The 19,113-nt window shown below is 47.5% G+C and carries 17 protein-coding genes; 7 read left to right on the forward strand and 10 right to left on the reverse strand.

Annotated elements, in window-relative coordinates; genetic code table 11:
* The first annotated feature begins 424 nt into the window (after positions 1-424).
* Positions 425-1,063 carry an NAD(P)H-binding protein gene (locus tag JMX98_RS01825; RefSeq protein ID WP_201584150.1) on the forward strand — a complete coding sequence of 213 codons (639 nt, stop codon included), beginning with the start codon at positions 425-427 and terminating at the stop codon, positions 1,061-1,063.
* 181 nt (positions 1,064-1,244) lie between these two features.
* Here JMX98_RS01825 and epmA read toward each other — a convergent pair whose 3' ends face one another.
* The 3 genes from epmA to JMX98_RS01840 are packed head-to-tail and all read right to left on the reverse strand — an operon-like array spanning position 1,245 to position 4,671.
* Positions 1,245-2,303, reverse strand: coding sequence for an EF-P lysine aminoacylase EpmA (gene epmA / locus JMX98_RS01830; protein WP_201584153.1), 1,059 nt, complete (start codon positions 2,301-2,303; stop codon positions 1,245-1,247).
* A 43-nt stretch (positions 2,304-2,346) separates the two neighbouring features.
* Positions 2,347-3,504, reverse strand: coding sequence for a 4-phosphoerythronate dehydrogenase (locus tag JMX98_RS01835; RefSeq protein ID WP_201584156.1), 1,158 nt, complete (start codon positions 3,502-3,504; stop codon positions 2,347-2,349).
* 39 nt (positions 3,505-3,543) lie between these two features.
* Positions 3,544-4,671: an AI-2E family transporter gene (locus JMX98_RS01840; RefSeq protein ID WP_105244748.1), complete on the reverse strand. Its 1,128-nt coding sequence runs from the start codon at positions 4,669-4,671 to the stop codon at positions 3,544-3,546.
* Positions 4,672-5,506: 835 nt separating this feature from the next.
* On the opposite strand from JMX98_RS01840, the gene JMX98_RS01845 reads away from it, so the two are divergent.
* Both JMX98_RS01845 and JMX98_RS01850 read left to right on the forward strand, forming a co-directional pair.
* The gene (locus JMX98_RS01845; protein ID WP_227679958.1) at positions 5,507-7,198 is read left to right on the forward strand and encodes an NAD+ synthase; all 1,692 of its coding nucleotides are present in this window, start codon (positions 5,507-5,509) and stop codon (positions 7,196-7,198) included.
* Between the two features lie 219 nt (positions 7,199-7,417).
* Complete coding sequence (locus JMX98_RS01850) at positions 7,418-8,692, forward strand: hemolysin family protein (RefSeq protein ID WP_192995872.1); 1,275 nt, start codon at positions 7,418-7,420, stop codon at positions 8,690-8,692.
* A 34-nt stretch (positions 8,693-8,726) separates the two neighbouring features.
* Here the strand turns inward: JMX98_RS01850 and JMX98_RS01855 are convergent, their stop codons facing one another.
* A complete protein-coding gene (locus JMX98_RS01855; RefSeq protein WP_201584159.1) occupies positions 8,727-9,422 on the reverse strand; it encodes a YggS family pyridoxal phosphate-dependent enzyme in 696 nt (231 codons plus the stop codon).
* Between the two features lie 351 nt (positions 9,423-9,773).
* Between JMX98_RS01855 and JMX98_RS01860 the strand changes: the two genes are divergently transcribed.
* Together JMX98_RS01860 and JMX98_RS01865 are read left to right on the forward strand one after the other, a co-directional pair.
* Positions 9,774-10,829 (forward strand): type IV pilus twitching motility protein PilT, encoded by a 1,056-nt coding sequence (locus tag JMX98_RS01860; protein ID WP_192995874.1) that lies wholly within the window; start codon positions 9,774-9,776, stop codon positions 10,827-10,829.
* 124 nt (positions 10,830-10,953) lie between these two features.
* Positions 10,954-12,075, forward strand: a complete 1,122-nt coding sequence (locus JMX98_RS01865; RefSeq protein WP_201584162.1) for a PilT/PilU family type 4a pilus ATPase — start codon at positions 10,954-10,956, stop codon at positions 12,073-12,075.
* A 156-nt stretch (positions 12,076-12,231) separates the two neighbouring features.
* Here the strand turns inward: JMX98_RS01865 and fur are convergent, their stop codons facing one another.
* Entirely contained in the window at positions 12,232-12,666 is a 435-nt protein-coding gene (fur, locus tag JMX98_RS01870; protein WP_105244744.1) for a ferric iron uptake transcriptional regulator, read from the reverse strand.
* 362 nt (positions 12,667-13,028) lie between these two features.
* On the opposite strand from fur, the gene JMX98_RS01875 reads away from it, so the two are divergent.
* Complete coding sequence (locus JMX98_RS01875) at positions 13,029-13,448, forward strand: outer membrane protein assembly factor BamE (protein ID WP_201584164.1); 420 nt, start codon at positions 13,029-13,031, stop codon at positions 13,446-13,448.
* A gap of 19 nt (positions 13,449-13,467) precedes the next feature.
* On the opposite strand, the gene JMX98_RS01880 is transcribed toward JMX98_RS01875, so the two are convergent.
* From JMX98_RS01880 to JMX98_RS01895, 4 genes are all read right to left on the reverse strand, one after another.
* Positions 13,468-13,800, reverse strand: coding sequence for an RnfH family protein (locus tag JMX98_RS01880; protein WP_227679961.1), 333 nt, complete (start codon positions 13,798-13,800; stop codon positions 13,468-13,470).
* Positions 13,788-14,930, reverse strand: a complete 1,143-nt coding sequence (locus tag JMX98_RS01885; RefSeq protein ID WP_201584167.1) for a hypothetical protein — start codon at positions 14,928-14,930, stop codon at positions 13,788-13,790. Before JMX98_RS01885 ends, JMX98_RS01880 begins: the two co-directional genes overlap by 13 nt.
* 427 nt (positions 14,931-15,357) lie before the next feature.
* Positions 15,358-16,026, reverse strand: a complete 669-nt coding sequence (locus tag JMX98_RS01890; protein ID WP_201584170.1) for a c-type cytochrome — start codon at positions 16,024-16,026, stop codon at positions 15,358-15,360.
* A 317-nt stretch (positions 16,027-16,343) separates the two neighbouring features.
* Positions 16,344-16,676 carry a c-type cytochrome gene (locus JMX98_RS01895; RefSeq protein ID WP_105244740.1) on the reverse strand — a complete coding sequence of 111 codons (333 nt, stop codon included), beginning with the start codon at positions 16,674-16,676 and terminating at the stop codon, positions 16,344-16,346.
* A gap of 386 nt (positions 16,677-17,062) precedes the next feature.
* On the opposite strand from JMX98_RS01895, the gene yihA reads away from it, so the two are divergent.
* Positions 17,063-17,827, forward strand: a complete 765-nt coding sequence (gene yihA / locus JMX98_RS01900; protein ID WP_227679963.1) for a ribosome biogenesis GTP-binding protein YihA/YsxC — start codon at positions 17,063-17,065, stop codon at positions 17,825-17,827.
* 323 nt (positions 17,828-18,150) lie between these two features.
* Here yihA and JMX98_RS01905 read toward each other — a convergent pair whose 3' ends face one another.
* On the reverse strand, positions 18,151-18,891 hold the full coding sequence (locus JMX98_RS01905) for an HAD family hydrolase (RefSeq protein ID WP_201584173.1): 741 nt from the start codon (positions 18,889-18,891) through the stop codon (positions 18,151-18,153).
* Between the last annotated feature and the right edge of the window lie 222 nt (positions 18,892-19,113).

The raw sequence follows: 19,113 nt of genomic DNA on the forward strand, positions 1-19,113 counted from the left end.
CCGCGTATTTTTGCAGATCTTGCAAACCCTATACACTCTACAACCAAACACTATGCAAACGGCACGCTTCATAACGAAGTGTGCCGTTTATTGTTGTTAGTCTATATACAGTCTTTAAGATGTGCTTTTTCAGACACGCTTTGATAGGGCGATGACATTGGCAAAACGGCAAAACGCAATATAGTCAGTTCAAATTAGAATTGTTATAAATCTAAACGCGCTACTGGTATAAATTTTACTTGCGTGCTGTTATCACAGAGGCTGCGCAAAATTCATCCCAGCAGCGCTATGTCATTTTTAGAGTGAATTTACTATATTGTTTAAAGCCCTGTATCATTTAAATCAGTCAAAATACTGTGTTGTCAAAGCGCTATGATAAAAGCGCAGACGTCATCGTAGTTAATATATAACAATAGGAATGCATATGAAAATTTTAGTGATTGGAGCAAGTGGCCGTGTGGGTACAGATTTGGTCGAACAACTATTGGCAGACGACCATCAGGTCATCGGTACCACGCGTCAGGATAAAAAACTGTTTGATAACGACAATTACCGTCAGCTAGACTTAGATATCACCGCCGAAAAAGACGCCATCGCCAAGCAAATAGAGCAAGATATCGATGCGGTCTATTTTGTTGCAGGCTCAGGCGGCAAAGACGTTTTAGAAGTGGACTTACATGGCGCTGTAAAGACCATGCAAGCGGTAGAAGACAAAGGCATCAAACGCTATATCATGCTAAGCACGGTGTTTTCGTTAGACACCAACAAGTGGGACACTCCTGGCATTGCTGATCTAAAAGAATATTATATCTGTAAGCATTACGCCGATCAGTGGCTGGTCAACGACAGCACGCTTGACTATACCATCGTACAAGCAGGGGCCTTAAAGGAGCGTGCAGGGACTGGCAAAATCACCATCAACGATGACAATGCAGGCGAAAATGCGATTGCAGATGTGGCGGCGACCTTGACTGCGGTATTGGGCGCAAACAATACCATCAAAAAAGTCTTTAGTCTGCACAATGGTGAGACCGCCATCAACGAAGCCATCGCTACGTTGTAGTAGTTAATAGGTAAAATATACAATCTACAACTTATAAATACGGTGCTGAATCAGATTAACGACCGTTATAGTTAAAAAAGACAAAAGCGAGTCAGCCTTTTTGCTTGACTCGCTTTTTATGATGGTCTATTAGAAGACATAATATCAGAACGCTTGCACTTACAATGCATTTACAGCCCAGTTACGCCAAACCACTAGGAAAGGCAATCACTTCCTCCAAGCTGCGCGCCCCTGTTGTCACCATCAATAACCGATCGATACCAACCGCGATGCCACTACAAGGCATCAATGCATCAGAGGCTGCCAATAGATGCTCATCGATTGGCATGGCTGGCAGGTCATGCTGCTGACGCCGCTCATTGTCCTGCTCAAAACGCTGGCGTAACGCTGGCCCATCTGCCAGCTCATCATACGCATTGGCAATCTCAATGCCATTGATATACAGCTCAAAACGCTTGGCAACGGTATTACCCTCTTTATCCACCGCGGTCTTTGCCAATGCTGCCGTCGCTGGTGGATATTCAATAATCAGCGTCGGCAGATCATGACCTAAGTTTGGCTCGACGACGTGGCTAAACAGCAAGTCAAGCCAGCTTTGGCGGATGCTCTCCTCGCTCTGACCGGCGTCGTCTTTTTCGGCCTTATTGATGCCCGCATTAAAATCAAACCCCATCAGCCCTTTATCCTCTGCAACTGCTTGTAGCGTCGCAAGGCTAGCGGTCAGCGGATGAATCCCGACAAAATCCATAAAAGCATCGACATAGCGATAATGACTTAGCACCACTGCATGACCATATAGCGCTTCTAATAGCGCTCCCAGCTCGGCAGCCATATCCTCAAGACTATAATGGGGCTGATACCACTCCAGCATGGTGAATTCGATATTATGCCGCGCTCCTATCTCATTGTCTCGAAACACAGGACAGATCTGATAAATCGGCACTTGCCAGCTGGCGAGTAAACGCTTCATAGCAAACTCAGGCGAGGTATGTAGATAGTAGGTGCGCGGTTTGTCTTGATAGGTGACCGCCGCGGCGACCGACTGCAAAAAAGTATCGGTATTGCCCGCTTGCGACAGTAGCGGCGTCTGTACCTCTAATACGTGCCGCGCTGCAAAAAACTGCCGCACCTTACGCATAAAATGCGCGCGCTGCTGTGCCATGGCAAGCGTCATGGTCGGCGCATAACTGGGCTGGGAGCAAGCGTTTGGGTTTGATGTGACTGATGCTTTGGAACTCATGATGATGTACTACAACTTTTATAAAAACCTATGGAAAATACGCCTAAAACTGCCACTCGCGGCGCAAATGATAGTCACGGCGAAGCTGATCAAAAGCCGCGGCCTTTACCTGACCCTCAGCGAGCGTGGCTCGCAGCGCTTTATCATCTTGCATGATGTCATAAAACTTAACCAGCCTATCAGGGTGTGCCTGTAGCTCAGACCACAAAAACATATTGAGCGGTAGCAGCTGATGCATCGACTGCGCAGGGCTGATTGAGAGTTTTTCACAGAGCGCATCATAGATCATTTGAGTGCCGCGCAGCTTACCTTCCAAGGTGTAGCCAGCGATATGCGGGGTGGCAATCGCCAGTTTGCTTAGCAGTGCCTCCTCAATTTGCGGCTCATGCTCAAAGACATCGAGCACCACTTGCCGACCGGTACGCTCAATATCCGCCTGCAAGGCAGCAGCATCGATGACGGGCCCGCGAGCACTGTTGATCAATAAGGTACTGGCTGGCATCGCATCCAGAGCGTTTTTGTCGATTAAATGCCGCGTTGGATACTCATGGGCATGACTACTATGATGGGCACTGTCCGCCACACCGGTCGCACTCGATTTGTCAGTCAAAGGCACATGCAGGCTGACCACATCGCTTTTTTCGATGACTTGCGCAAAGCTGGCATTATTGAGGCTTGAGTCTGGTAGCAGCGGATCATAGCCGAGCACTTGCCAGCCCAAACTACTAGCATATTGCGCCAATGTACTACCGATATTGCCCAGTCCAATAATGCCCACTGTGGGCGGCGTCGATGACCGCTGCCAGTACTCAGGCCGCAAGGTCAAAATAGCGCTCAGCACATACTGCGCCACAGAGTGCTTGCTACAGCCTGCCGCATTGGCAAAGTGAATACGACGCGCCGCTAAGTAATCTTGATCGACATGATCGGTACCAATCGTCGCCGAACCGACAAACCTCACACTGTCATTGTCTTTCAATAAATCTGCGTTGACGTGGGTCACTGAACGTATCAGTAAGACATTGGGCTGCGTATCCGCCAATAGCTGCGCATCGATATCGCGCCCTGCCACTTTGATCATACGCACGCGCCGTCCTGTCGTCCCACTGAGCGTGTCATTATTAAAAAACTCAGACAAGCTAGCAATATTGCTATCGGCCACGATGGTGAGGTCTGTTGCTGCATTTGGTTTATTTTCCATTGCCACATCCGCGCTCTTATTTAACATGGTCGTGTACCTCTATTCTGATTTAGTCACAGTTGGCAACGTCTGAGTCTCAGACAGTACCACGTCTTGCTGAGCAAATATCTCATTTTTATGCTGAGATATCCATTCACGCCACACGGCCAGCCCGATGGCTAGCACCACAGGCCCGATAAACAAACCGACAAAGCCAAACGCTGTCAGCCCGCCCAACACCCCGATAAATATAATGATAAAAGGAATCTTGGTGGCACCGCTGATGACGATAGGCCGGATCAAATTGTCCACCCAGCTAATGACAAATATCCCCCACAGTGCCAGACCGATGCCCTCAACTGTATGGCCTTGGCTTAGCAGCCAGACCGACACTCCGCCCCACACAAACGGCGTCCCAAACGGAATCAAGGCAATAATAAAGGTAACAATGGTCAACAAAATAGGACTGGGCGCGCCTGAGAAATAATAGCCAATACCAGCAAGCAAAGCCTGCGCCAGCGCGGTCAGCCCGATGCCATAGACTACCGCTCGCGTCGTCGTGCCGACCGAATCAATATAGCCGTCAATGCGATTGCCAATGATATTGCGTAGGGCTTGGCGTATTTGCCGTACCAAACTGGTGCCATCTCGGTAAAAAAAGAACAGCGTCATCAATGCCATACCCAGCTTGGCAAGCCCACTAAACACCACATCAAAGGCGACTTTGCCATAATATAAATGTGACTGCACCCACATCCGAAACGCTTCTAGCGTGCCCTCTGGGTTTTTATTGATGCGCCACAAGATATCTTTGACCTGCTGACCGATAACTGGCAGGTCCTTGATGGACTCTGGCACATCCAGATAGCCCACCTTGATACGATAGATCAAGTTGCTGATAAGGCTCAACGCCTCTTGTTGTAAAATAAAAACCCCAATGACCAGCGGTATACCGATGATAAGTGAGATACTCACGGTCATAATCGCCGCGCTAAAGTCTGGACTGAGCTTTACTTTTTCATGAAAAAAACTATAAATAGGAAACGTCACATACGCCAAAATCGCCGCCCACAAAGCCGGCACAATAAAAAACTGTACCACCTGAAAGCACAGTACAAATAACGCAACCAATAAGGTAATGGCCAGCAGGCGCTGAATAATAAATTCTTTTGTCCAGTTTTCAATCATAGCGTATAAACCAAGGGCTGACAGCAAAGACCATCACGGCTGTGCTGACAAGTTTATAAATGGGTGATGAATATCCGTCTATAGATCATGTCCATAAGTCGTATTCACAAGCGAGGGTTTGTCCAACATTCATAGCGATAACACCATCACGATAGCAGTAGCAAGTCCTATGATACCGTAACACATTTAGCGGCCATTCTTTTTATAAAAACACACCAAAATCAAAGCGATTATCACCCCTCATTATGCAATAAAATATCCCAAATAAATAACGCTATGTTGTAATCTTTACTTACAACTTTCTCTATACAATCTTACCGAGCTATGAGCACAATAACCACACTGCATCATAGGGTTTTGGTCGATAAAAACCATCACCGACAGCAGCGCGCTTCTGCCCATTTGCAGCAGATATCTCATCAGGTAATTCACCGGCGCGTTCTATTTGTCACGGTAATTGATGTTATACTAAAGCGATTATTTTACGCTTTTTGGGCGCATCAATGGCAATCCACCATAAAATAAAGACCGTTACAAAGCCGCTATCACATGGACATCGCCATTTTGATATCAAATCAAGAGGTTAGCGTCGTGTTATCGATGACGCTAATTTGAGAGATTAGCAGGATATTGGCGCACGTATCAGGTGCCGCTTTACGCCTTCTCTCAAAGCGAAAGTTTTATCTAGGCGCTGTATGATTTAATAATCAAGCGGTCTATACCAGTGCTGTATAACCGCATTATTTTGCATAAATGTTGTTTGAATGAATGTTTGATTTTTAGACCCACACTGCCTGACCACATTTTAAATACTATATCGATAGGAAAAATAACAATGTCAAAAGACACTGATAATCCCAATCTAAACCCCTCGAGCGAGGACAGTCATACCAGCAAGCCGCCAGAGACCGTTACTTTTGCACTGGCGCAGTCACACTTTTTGGTCGGTGATATCACCGCCAACGCCGAAAAAATGCGTACCTTAGCGCTGCAAGCACGTGAGCAAGGCGCTGACGTTATCGTCTTTCCAGAGCTGGCCTTATTGGGCTACCCACCACAAGACCTATTACTGCGTCCAAGCTTGTCAGGCCGCGTCAAAAGCGCGCTATCTACCCTAAGCGATATCGACGACATCGTTATGATTGTCGGCTATCCGCACGTCGATCACCACGGTACCTTCAACTCAGCGGCCATCTTACATAATGGTCATCAAAAAGGCTTTTATCATAAGCAAATTTTGCCAAACTATGGCGTGTTTGATGAACGCCGCTACTTTGATAAAGGCCGCAATCAAGTACTGTTTGACTATAAAGGTATCACCATCGGTCTGCTCATCTGCGAAGATTTGTGGGAAAAAGGCCCAGTCGCTGAGCTAAAAAAACAAGGCGCTGATATGATCGTCAGCCTAAACGCCTCACCGTTTGAGATTGAAAAACAAGAAAACCGCAAGACCATGCTGGCCAAACGCAGCCGCGAAAACGACTTACCTATTATCTATATCAATGCCGTGGGCGGACAAGATGACTTGGTGTTTGATGGCGGCTCGATGGCGATACAAGCAGATGGCAGCGTCGCCCACGAAGCGCCGCGTTTTATGAGCCAATTACTGCTGGCCACTTTAGATGTCAAAACAGCCAAGTTCGACAGCCAAACCAAAGCGCCACTGAGCTTGAGCCGCGAGTCGGAGATGTATCAAGCATTGGTAGTGGGGCTACGTGATTATGTCAATCTTTCTGGATTTTCAGGTGTCATCGTCGGCCTGTCAGGCGGTATCGATTCTGCCTTGACGCTTTGTATCGCGGTCGACGCGCTGGGCGCAGATAAAGTCTATGCAGTGATGATGCCGTACGAATATACCTCACAGATCAGCTTAGAGGACGCGCAAGCACAAGCGCGCCGCTTAAACGTTTCTTATACTGTCTGTCCAATCTTTGATGCGGTGGAAGGTATCCGTCATACGCTAGCGCCACTGTTTAATAAATCGCCTGCTGATACCACCGAAGAAAACATCCAAGCGCGCGCGCGCGGTGTGGTGCTGATGGCACTGTCCAACAAGTTTGGTCATCTGGTCATCACCACTGGCAACAAGTCAGAGCTGGCAGTTGGTTACTCAACATTATATGGCGACATGGCAGGCGGTTTTGATGTACTAAAAGACGTCTATAAATCACAAGTATATAAGCTGGCAAGCTACCGTAACCGCCTAGAGGACACACCTGTGATTCCAGAGCGCGTCATCACACGGCCGCCGTCCGCTGAGCTGCGTCCTGACCAAAAAGACCAAGACAGCCTGCCTGATTATGATGTATTGGACAGCATCTTGATGTCGTATATCGATGAAGACATGGGCTATCAAGAAATCGTCGATAAAGGGTTTGAGGCAGCTATGGTGGCCAAGGTCATCAAGATGGTGGATAACAGCGAGTACAAGCGTCTACAAGCGCCAATCGGCACCAAAATCAGCCACAAAGCCTTTGGCCGTGAACGCCGCTATCCACTGGTCAATAAGTGGTCAATCAAAGGCTAAACGCTCAGCGCTTGCGCCTTTAGCATCTAAGTCTTTACCAACTTATACCAACTTAGATGCAAGAGCAGCGCTTCATACTATTTTACTGCCTTATGATTAGCTGGGTGCTTGCCCAGCTTTTTTGGTTTTTATACATGAGGATTCTATACCCATGCTGTTTTTCTTTTTATGCTAATCCTGCATTATTTTTAATGAATCTTATCTTTTACCGAGTATGTCATGAGTTTGCTAACCGCTAGTGTGTTTTTGCTTTTATTACTTGCCTTGAGTGCCTTTGTCTCTGGCGCTGAGATTGCCATTGCTGCTGCTCGCAAGATCAAGCTACAAATCATAGCAAAAGAAGGAGAGGTACGCGCCCTTGATGTGCTACATATGCAAGACAATCCTGGTGGCTTTATCACTGTGGTGCAGGTGGTGTTGAACGCCGTTGCCATCTCCGCAGGTGCTATCGGTGAGTCTGCTATCAGCCCTTATTTTCAATTGGTGGTCAAAAACGAAGCCGTCTCGTCAGTCATCTCCTTTGTCCTCATCACCAGCCTGTTTTCTTTGCTCGCGGACTTGATGCCCAGACGCTTGGCGATGTCCAATGCCGAGGCTTTTGCCGTGCGTTTGGTGCGGCCAATGATGGCGCTGACGTTTATCTTTAAGCCTGTTATTTGGGTGTTTGACGGCGCGGCCAATATGTTGTTTAAGTTTTTCGGTATCTCCACCAGTCGTCAAGATGACATCACGCCAGAAGACATCTATGCGGTGATGGATGCTGGTGCCGAGGCAGGCGTGCTCAAAAAACAAGAGCATCATTTGATAGAAAACATCTTTGAGATGCAGGAGCGTACCGTCACCTCAGTGATGAACCCTCGCGAGCATATCGTGTACTTCGATACAAAAATGAGTACCGAACAAATCGTCGAGACGATGATTGAACAGCCGCACAATAAGTTTTTGGTCTGTCATGACGATGATTTAGAGCATATCATCGGCTATGTCGAATCTCGTAGTTTTTTGGCGTTGGTACTCAATAAGCAAGAAGTCAGTCTCACGGACAAGTCCCTGATAAAACCAGCACTGTTTGTGCCAGATACCTTGTCATTGTTTGAAGTGCTGGAGATGTTTAAATCCACAGGTGCTGACTTTGCTGTCATCGTCAATGAATATGGCTTGGTGGTGGGCGTCATTACCTTAAGGGATGTCATGAGCATCGTCATGGGCGAGCTTGTGACATTAGAGGAGCAGCCTATCGTTCAGCGCACTGACAACTCATGGCTGATCGATGGTATGACGCCTATCGAAGATGTGGTGCGCGCGCTCGATATCGTCAATCTGCCACGCAATCAAAATTATGAAACCATCAGCGGCTTTATGATGTATATGCTGCGCAAAATCCCCAAAAAGACCGACTCTATCGAATATGCCAACTATCGTTTTGAGATCATCGCCACCGACAACCTCAAAATCACCCAAATGCTGGTTACCAGACTTGATGAGACAGGGTAACTGGAGAATAGTTAGAAAAAAGATAGGACGGCATCTACTCTCGCGACCCAAATATGGCGGTACCCACGCGCACCATCGTCGAGCCATGAGCGATGGCGTCCGCCATGTCCCCACTCATGCCCATGCTCAGCGTATCCCAATGCGCCAAGTCTGGATGCTTATCTTTAATGTCTTCAAATAACTGCTGGGTACGGGCAAAGGCATTGGTATCTGTCTTGGCAGGGATAATCATCAGTCCGCGCAGTATCAGACGCTCATAGCGCTTCATGGCACTTATCAGCTCAGGCAACTCGGCTGGCAGACAGCCTGACTTACTGTCTTCATCATCAATATTGACCTGCACCAATACGTTCAATGGCGGTAAATCCTCTGGCCGCTGATCATTTAAGCGCCGGGCGATAATGCTGCGCTCGACGGTTTGCACCCAATCAAAATGCTCAGCGATGTCACGGGTTTTGTTGCGCTGGATACTGCCGATGTAATGCCAAACGATATGCTCAGCGTCAGGTTGACTTTGTAGCTCATTGATTTTTTCGAGCGCCTCTTGTAAGTAGTTTTCGCCAAAATGGCGCTGACCTTGCTGCGCCAGAGTCGCGATCATCTGTGCAGGTTTGGTTTTGGAGACGGCCAGTATTGTTACCTGCTCGGCTTGAGAGTCCGCTTGCTCACAAGCTGCGACCACCTGTGCATGAACACGTTGCCAATTGTCGATTAAGTATTGCTTATCCATAGTATTTTCGCTGTTGTTATATAGGTTTGTTTATAAGCTTCGCCCGTTGCGGTTGGGTCTAGCAATTGGGTCTAACATTAACTGTCTCGCTCCCCATCTGCGACCTACAACGCTAGACAAATTTTACATTTTCTTTGGGCAGTAGATGGTTAAATGCCGGCAGTCTTGTTATGATATTGTTACATGGTCTAACATATGCTACTGAATATAAGCGTCATGGTAAAGACAAGGTAGGTTGGCAGATCGCTTTACCCAAGGCTGCGTCCTGCTGCGCCAGATATTAGCATCACACCATCATTGGCCTTTACCATCTTTTGTTTGACCTTTTTTGACTGATAGGACTATCCGATTATGGCTGAAAAAAACACCTTAAGCATCGAAGACTTGTTGCGTTTTACGGTTAAACATAAAGCATCTGATTTACATATTTCAGCCGGTATGCCCGCGATGATTCGTGTCGATGGCGAGATGACGCGCATCAATATGCCAGCGATGACGCATCAAACGGTGCATCAGCTGATTTATGACATCATGAATGACAAGCAGCGCGCCGATTTTGAGGAGTTTTTTGAGACGGACTTTTCTTTTGAGATTCCCAATCTTGCCCGCTTTCGGGTAAACGCCTTTAATCAAAACCGCGGCGCAGGTGCTGTGTTTCGTACCATTCCCTCCAAGGTCCTAACGATGGAAGATTTGGGCATGGGCGATGTGTTCAAACGCGTGTCAGACTTCAAACGCGGCGTGGTGCTGGTGACTGGCCCGACCGGCTCCGGTAAATCCACGACGCTGGCAGCCATGATTGATTATATCAATGAGAGCCGCAAAGAGCATATTTTGACCATCGAAGACCCGATCGAATTTGTCCACGAATCGAAAAAAAGCCTCATCAACCAGCGCGAAGTACACCGCGATACCTTGGGGTTTGAGCCAGCCCTACGCTCGGCACTGCGTGAGGATCCCGACGTTATCTTGGTGGGTGAGCTACGTGACCTTGAGACCATTCGCTTGGCACTAACGGCAGCTGAGACCGGCCACTTAGTCTTTGGCACCCTGCACACCAGCTCAGCGGCCAAAACCATTGACCGTGTGATTGATGTGTTCCCTGCCGCCGAAAAAGACATGATTCGCGCCATGCTCTCAGAGTCGCTACAGGCAGTCATCTCACAGACCTTGCTGCGCCGTCAAGCAGGTGGCCGTATCGCCGCCCACGAGATCATGCTAGGTACTCCGGCCATCCGTAACCTCATTCGCGAAAACAAAATCGCCCAGATGTATTCGGCGATTCAAACAGGCGCAGGCGACGGTATGATCACCCTTGACCAGACTTTAAAAAACCTCGTGGCCAAAGGCACCATCAGCAAAGACGTGGCGCGCCCTTATGCCAAGCAGCCTGAGACTTTTTTATAGGCGGTGACTTGCCATTAAGACAGCACTGACGCAGTGCTCTGTAGTATCAGCATCACTGCGGGCATCACGGATCACATAATTTTAGATATTTTTTTAGGCGATTGACATCGAAAGCGGGTACAACATGGACATTGATAAACTATTGCAGTTAATGATCAATAAAAACGGCTCTGACCTTTTTATTACTGCTGAAGTGGCACCTTCGATGAAGGTGAATGGCAAGATATTACCTGTGGGTAAGACCCCGCTGACCCCTGCCCAAACCCTAAAACTGGTCCAAAGTGTCATGACGGCCAGTCAGCAGCAAGAGTTTGAAGAGACCAACGAGTGTCAGTTTGCCATCACTGATGAAGCCAAGCAGGCACGGTTTCGGGTCAGCGCGTTTGTACAGCGCGACATGGCTGGGATGATTTTGCGTAAAATCGAAAACAAAATCCCAACCGTCGAAGAGCTGCGCCTGCCACCTGTTCTCAAAGAGCTGGCGATGAAAAAGCGCGGCATCATCCTACTGGTCGGTGCGACAGGTACTGGTAAATCGACGACGCTTGCTGCCATGATCGGCCATCGCAACCAGAACTCGCAAGGCCATATCATTACCATCGAAGACCCGATCGAGTTTGTCCACAAGCATCGCGGCTGTATCATCACCCAGCGCGAGGTCGGTATCGACACCCAATCTTTTGAAGCAGGTTTAAAAAACACCCTGCGCCAAGCCCCTGATGTCATCTTGATTGGTGAGATTCGTAACCGCGAGGTCATGAGCTACGCGATTCAGTATGCTGAGACGGGGCATTTGGTATTTGCCACGCTGCACGCCAACAACGCCAACCAAGCCATTGATCGTATCATTCATTTTTTTGAGACCAGCCGTCACAACCAGCTGTTTATGGATTTGTCGCTCAACCTGCAAGCGATCATCGCCCAGCAGCTCATCCCAACACCGGATGGCAAAGGGCGACGCGCAGCGATTGAGATTTTATTAAACTCCCAGCTCATCAGCGACTATATCCGTAAAGGCGAGATTCATGAGATTAAAGATGTGATGAAGCGCTCACGAGAGAGCGGCATGCAGACCTTTGATCAGGCACTGTTTGATTTATATGAGAACGGCGAGATTACCTATAAAGAAGCGATCTTGCATGCTGACTCACCAAACGATTTGCGCCTAAAAATCAAGCTCAGTAGCAAAAACAGCGCCCACCTTTTAGACGAAGGCGCAGATGGTTTGTCGCTAGATATCACATAAGCTTAGCACTTCAATCAAGGCCATAAAAAAAGCCCTCATAAAAAAATCGTGAGGGCTTTTTGCTGCGTGCTAGTATTTGAGTGTTTAAACATTAAACACTCAACAAAACGGTTAAAGGTGATAAAACCTTATCAGACTTTGATAACTTAACCGCTGTTATTTGACACTGTCCTTGCATTCTTGATCATCACAAATACCGTATAGCACCAGTGAGTGACCCGATAATTTAAAACCATGCGACTCTGCAACTTTGAGCTGCTCCTCTTCGATAGCTTCATTATGAAACTCGATAATTTTGCCGCAGTTGTCACAGACCAAGTGGTCATGATGCTCTTCTTGGGTGATCTCAAACACCGATAGATTGTTTTCAAAGTTATGACGCTCGACGATGCCCGCTTGTTCAAACTGGGTCAATACTCGATACACCGTGGCCAGCCCCACATCCTCGCCTTGGTCGATCAGCGCCTTGTACACTTCTTCGGCACTCATATGATGCAGCTCTGCATTTTCTAGCAGCTCTAAAATTTTAATACGTGGTAAGGTGACCTTCAACCCTGCTTTGCGTAAATCTTGATTGGTAAAAGAAGCCATAATATCCCTTGTGACTGTGACAGTCTTAGCAAATAAAGAACCAAAAAATAGGAGGTAGATAAGCTAATAAATTATTTTATAAAGCGTGTTTTATCTAAGACATGCCAAACATGCCTTTTGCAATTCATTGATATCTCGCGTATGACCCTTGCTTATCTTTAACGCCTATATGGTCTATCATTTCGCCGAAAATATCAATGCAAGTCCATGAATTTAAAAAACAAATAACCAAATCACCTTGGTAGCGTTTGGTAAATAATGTCGTAAGTGGTAGGCAATTGCAAGTAAATGACGTATCATTTGTTCAAGATAGTCGGCCAGATACCTTAGCATTGATGGTGGCCGCACCTAACCCATTTCTTATGAGTCATCTTACCATGATAAAGACATTAATTTTTCGTCCGTTCAGCCCTGCACGCGCATTACGTAACATTATTCTAACCAGTATGCTCAGCGCTACCGTCGCGATGTCCGGCTGCTCTTTACTGAGTGTTTATAAGATTGATTTACCACAAGGCACTGCCATCACCCAAGCCCAAGCACAAAAGCTGCAAGTGGGTATGAACCAAAACCAAGTGCTATACATCCTCGGCAGTCCTGCGATTAAAGATACCCTAGAGCCAAAGCGCTGGGACTATATCTACGACTATCAAGCGGGCACTGAAGGCCAACGCCAAGGCATTGCTGATGTCAAAAATGCCAGCCAGCACCTGATTGTCTACTTTGATGATAATGGTTTGGTCAGCCGCATCGAGGGTATAGAGAGCTTGCCTGCGTCGTAACGTGAGGGCTGACAAGCCGCTAGCTTCGTGATTTGTTTTTGCGCTGAGACATCGGATCAGCGCTCAAACTACGATAGACTTCGATACGATCAAAAGGCTGCAAGCGATAGCTAAGCGGCTGTTTTTTTGCATAGACACCCACATGCCAGCGCTTTGCCATTGGGGTTGCCACCTCCGCCATCTCCTCGCACCACGCGGCCAAAGCGGCAAACTGCGTCAGCCACCCTGCTTGCGATAGCGCTTCATACAGCGTGGTATCAGGGCGCACCTGTAGTGACTTGTAGTGCTGACGCGTGGCATCCTCGGCATAGGCCAGATATACGGTGATAGCGTCGTTATTTAGCTCAGCCACTGTAGCACCCAACCCAGTAATGCCAATATCAGAGCCAGTGGTACCACCAACCGTATCGCCACGCGCCACAAGTTATAAAACCCTTCACTACCGAAATTAAGCGACTTGCGCAAATGACTGATTTTCATTTGCCAGCCAGCAAATATCGATAGGAGCAGCACCGCGATACTACTGATAATGACCAAGATACCGACCAACCAAGTGACAGGAATCACAACGACCAGCGCCAATGCCACCACCAAAGTGATCACCAAGCTCACCACCAGCCCAAACTTATGCGCCAGCTGCTGGGTACTATAGTACAGCAAATAACTGGCAACGAATAGCACCCCTACCCAATACAATAGCTGAGCGATAGGCGGCAATGCCATGCCACTGACAAACAAAGCCATCATCCCGACTAGCAGTTGCAGTATCCAAATCGGTAGCACCAGCTTGGTCGCACGTGGCTCGGCGGCCAGACGGCTACGAGCAGGTTTTTGGGCGCTGTGATTGTCCACACCGACAGCTGTCACTGACTGCTTGCTGACCAAGCTTTGACCAAACCAATACAGCCCCGTACCCGCCCCCACACTGACCAGCGCCAAGGCAACCGCACGCGCCCACTCGCCTAAGCTCACCTCTGTCATGGCAAAGTCAATATTTGGCAGTCCATTGACCGCACCCAGCAGTAGCCCCGCAACCATCAGCCCCAGACCAATCGGTAACGGCGCGACACCCACTAGGCTCAGCAATATAGCGATAACCATCAGACCTGCCGCCATTGCAAAACTCGGTAGCGCAGGCGCGCTATCAAGCGCCGTCAAAGCCGCCAAGATACCTGTACTAGCGCCCGAGATGACCAGCGCAGCGATGACAATCGACACCAGCGCCGCAAGCCAACCAAAACTGCGCCATATCGGACTGGCATCCGCCTCGCGGGTCAGCTTTTGCATACCAGCCAGTGGCGCATCGACGCTCCGATACGCCAGCGCTATCTCTGCATACACCACAGGTAGCGATACCAATACCATCGCCAGCAGCCACAATAGCCAAAAATCTATCTCACCGACTGAAGCAGGGGCAAACCAGCGAAACAACAGTAACGGCAGCAAGGCAGCAATGAAGTAAGAAGCATAACGGATCATCATAATCTAAATCCAAATGAGCTAGGGCGTGTCATCGTTTATGTCATTGACTATATAGCTAAGGTGCAAAACACTGAGCTTGCAACAACAAACCTTAAAACAACGAAGCTTTTAACAGGCAAACTTCCATGATAGTAAGCCTACAATCGATCGCAACAGGCTCATTGACGACACGCGCTTAAGTGAGGAACAGTAATTTATCACGATACCACATCACGACCTTATAAAGATAAGCCCCTATGAGGGGTTTTATCTTATAAAGTCATGATAGTGATAATATAAGGGAGTAGCAGTTATAAAAAAACCCCGAAATCGGGGTTTAATCAATAAACAATGCCTCATTATCACATAATAACAACTGGCTATCAGGCACTCATTATCAAATCAACGGACAACCGCGCTCTGTGGCCTGTGCCGTGATTGCTACAAATTAGTGAACGGCACTGATATAGTCTGATAGGATACGAATATCACGATCTGATAGCTTCGATGCTACCGTCTGCATCATACCCATCTCGCCTTCTTTAGCAGCGTCGTTGATACGTTTTTGATCATCGCTATCGATATCATCGGCGCGGCCTGCGGCGCGGAACAGTTTTAGCTGAGTTGAGATATACTCGGCATGCTGGCCACCTAAGCGCGGAAATGCTGCCCACTCGTTACCAGCGGCATCTGGACCATGACAGCCTGCACAGCCGATCACGCCGCGCGACTTATCACCACCCAAATAGAGTTTGGTGGCTTCTTGGTTGGTCGCAGGATTACCAAAACCGACACCCCAAGGCGCTTGGCTGGCATAATAACCTGCCACGTTGGCTAGGTCTTGCTGAGATAAGTTGGCGACTTGCGACTGCATGATACCATTCTTACGATAGCCTGTTTTAAACTCGACCAACTGCTTATAGAGGTATTTTACGTTTTGGCCACCCAAGTTAGGCTGCGCAGGGACAACGCTAACACCATTAACACCGTGACAAGCAGCGCAGACGGTCTCTGCAATTTTCTTGCCTGCATCGACATCATGCTCAGGAACAATAATAGCAGCTTGTACGCTGAAACTTGCAACGCATAAGCTGGCAGCAGCGATTAACTTTTTCATTGATACAAATCCTACTAACTCGGTGTAAGCATTATTTAGAGTGATTGTACTGATAAGATACCTGATACCGACCGCCCTATAATCAGCGAGGCAAGTATATAATTTAAGGTCTTGGCCACAAGCAATCTGAAAGTACTTACTAACATCAGGGTTTATTTTCGATTATTATAGCAAGACTTTGTAGCATTTGCCTACTTAATCGTCACATCCACCAGTTTTTCTAGTCAGCTTATCATACTGCTTGCAAAAAAATAAAAGCGCTTTCGGGCAATAAAACCCAGCGCTTTAGATGGCATGACTTATTGATTTTCTACTGATTATTTGCTCATATACTCGATCAGCTGACGGTAATCATCATCACTGCAGCTGTCACAGAGTCCACCCGCTGGCATCTGCGTCATGCCACTTTTTACTGAGTTTATTAAGGTCGGCATGCTCTTTTGTTTGATGAGCTGCTGCCATTTGGCGCTGTCGCCTTTTTTGATGGCATTGAGTGCGCCACTATCGTGACAGGCTGCACATGAGTTATTATAGGTCGCTGCGATATCCGCAGCAGCGCCCGTTATCATCGTGCTGCTTAAGATGAGTGCCGCCGCGCCGCTTATAAGCACACGCTGAGCACGGTCAAAAAGTGTGGTGATTGAAAACATTGAACACCTCCTTTGGATATGACATTCGTTTAGTCTATTTTTTGAGTAAACGTGTGTCGCTAACTATCTCTTAGCAAATATTGTAACAATGTATGTCATATAAATACAGATAAATATAGTTTGGCTTTGGTAACCTAATGATGACTGGTGTTACTACCATGATAGCCTGCGATATATGAGTGCCTGTGATATTTATATGATATTAATTGCCGTTATTTCAATAAGTAAGCGGACGAATAGTATAGAATAAGCAATTATCAAGTCGTCTGCCATGCCGACTGCTATAAACGTTATGTGGCGCTTATGCCCTACTGTCGCCTCTCGCTGGTCTAAACGACGCAACGCCTTACCACTGTATCCAATTTTTTAAGATTAATGAGTCATTTATGAGCACCCCGTTTACCGATGTCGCCACCGACCAAGCCTTATTTAACACCAAGTCTCGTCAAAAAATTCAACAAACCGCCTTTATGATGTCAGCGCCGACTTTTCGCCTTTGTCCTGCCGATATGGGCTTAGAGGTCGCCTTTGCAGGCCGTTCAAACGCGGGCAAATCCTCTGCCATCAATGCGCTGACCAACCAGCGCCAACTGGCACGCTCGTCCAAAACCCCTGGTCGTACGCAAATGATCAACTTTTTTAGCGTCGGTGATAGCGACAGACGACTGGTCGACTTACCAGGGTATGGTTACGCCGCTGTGCCTTTAGAGATGAAAAAAGAGTGGCAGGTTGAGCTAGAAGAATATTTGGTATCGCGCTCAAGCCTTGCAGGGCTAGTGTTGATGACAGATATCCGTCATCCGCTTAAGTTTTTTGATGAGCAAATGCTGCATTGGGCCAAAGATGGAGATTTGCCCGTACACATTTTGCTTACCAAAGCGGACAAGCTAAAATACGGCGCCGCCAAAAACGCCCTGCTCAATACCCGAAAAAGACTAAAAAAACTGGGGTTAAACTGTAGCATTCAGCTGTTTTCTGCCTTGCGCAAAGAAGGGTTAGAAGAGCTGGCTGGCGTGATGGGCAAATGGTATGAATATCAGCTCGATGGCGATAAAATCATTGAAACCAGCCTGAGTGAGTCTGCCGACACTCAAGTTGGCGAGACGACGACATCTGTAGAAGAGAGTGATGCAAAAGACGGTGCTAAATAAGCTGCGCCACGCGGATAGATTGGCGTCCTAGGGCATGTCTTTGTTTCAAAAATGGTGATAAAAATAAGATAAATGGCGGTCAAACAAGGAAAATAGCGCCGTTAATATCGGGATATAGACCAGCTATTTGACGATGGTTGGCAAAATTTGGCCACTTTTAGCCCATGTTAAATAACTATAGTCGATGCACTCTAAAAAGCGCATAGCGCTACTGGGATGCTATTTTTAAACGTAGGTTGCGCAGCCTCTGGGAACGCAGCACGCAAGTAAAATTTATACCAGTAGCGCGTTTAAATTTATATACCAGTTTTATTTTCAACTGACTATAGCGAGTGACTTGAAGACACGCCCTCGCCACATAATAGCGCCATTAATGCTTGCGGCGTCTCAACCTGATAGGTAGGCTGCTGTGCGGCAAGCTCTGCCACTGATGCTGTACCATAATTGACTGCAATACTACTCATACCCAGTTGCGTCGCCATCTCGATATCATAGACGCTATCACCGACAAAAACAGCGTCGGCGATACCCTGCTGAGTAGCCTGTAATATATCAATGAGCATCTGCGGATCAGGTTTTGAGCCTGCTTCATCAGCACAGCGGGTCATCACAAAATACTGATGACTGCTCGAGGCTGCAAGCACCCGATCTAGACCTTTTCGTTTTTTGCCTGTGGCCACGGCCAGCTGTTTGCCTTGACGCTGTAGCGTTTGTAGCATGCTTTCTATCGGAGCAAACAGCGGCGTGCGGTGGCTATTGGCGATATAGTACTCAGCATAGCTTTGCTGAATGCCCTGCTTTTGTAAATCGCTGGCCTGCGGATATAAAATATCAATGCCATTCATCAGGCTAAGACCGATGATATCTTGCACAGCCTTATCTGTCGTTTGAAACCCGTGCGCCTCCCCTGCCACATGCATGGCCTCCACGATTAAACCCACCGAATCCATCAAGGTGCCGTCCCAATCAAAAATAATCAGCGTCTTATCGGCCAGATTGTGCGGGTTGGATACGTGAGAGCTGGCTTCGGCAATAGCAATACTGGCAGCAGATTGTGGACTCATAAATAAACCTTGATAACTGTTAAGACTTGACGACCTTTAATACTTGATAAGCTGACGTGTGACTTGATGGCTTTTATGAATAAAGACTATGAATAACGACAATGAATGGCAAGTGTCAATACAAAAACGTCACGGCGACTTATCAAAAATAAGCGAGCGTGACGTTTAGCGCACGTATTCGACTTTATCGTCCGTCCTTAGCGCGTGTTGAACATTCACAAG

It is taken from the genome of Psychrobacter sp. HII-4 (assembly GCF_904846595.1).
GTDB classification, from domain to species: domain Bacteria; phylum Pseudomonadota; class Gammaproteobacteria; order Pseudomonadales; family Moraxellaceae; genus Psychrobacter; species Psychrobacter celer.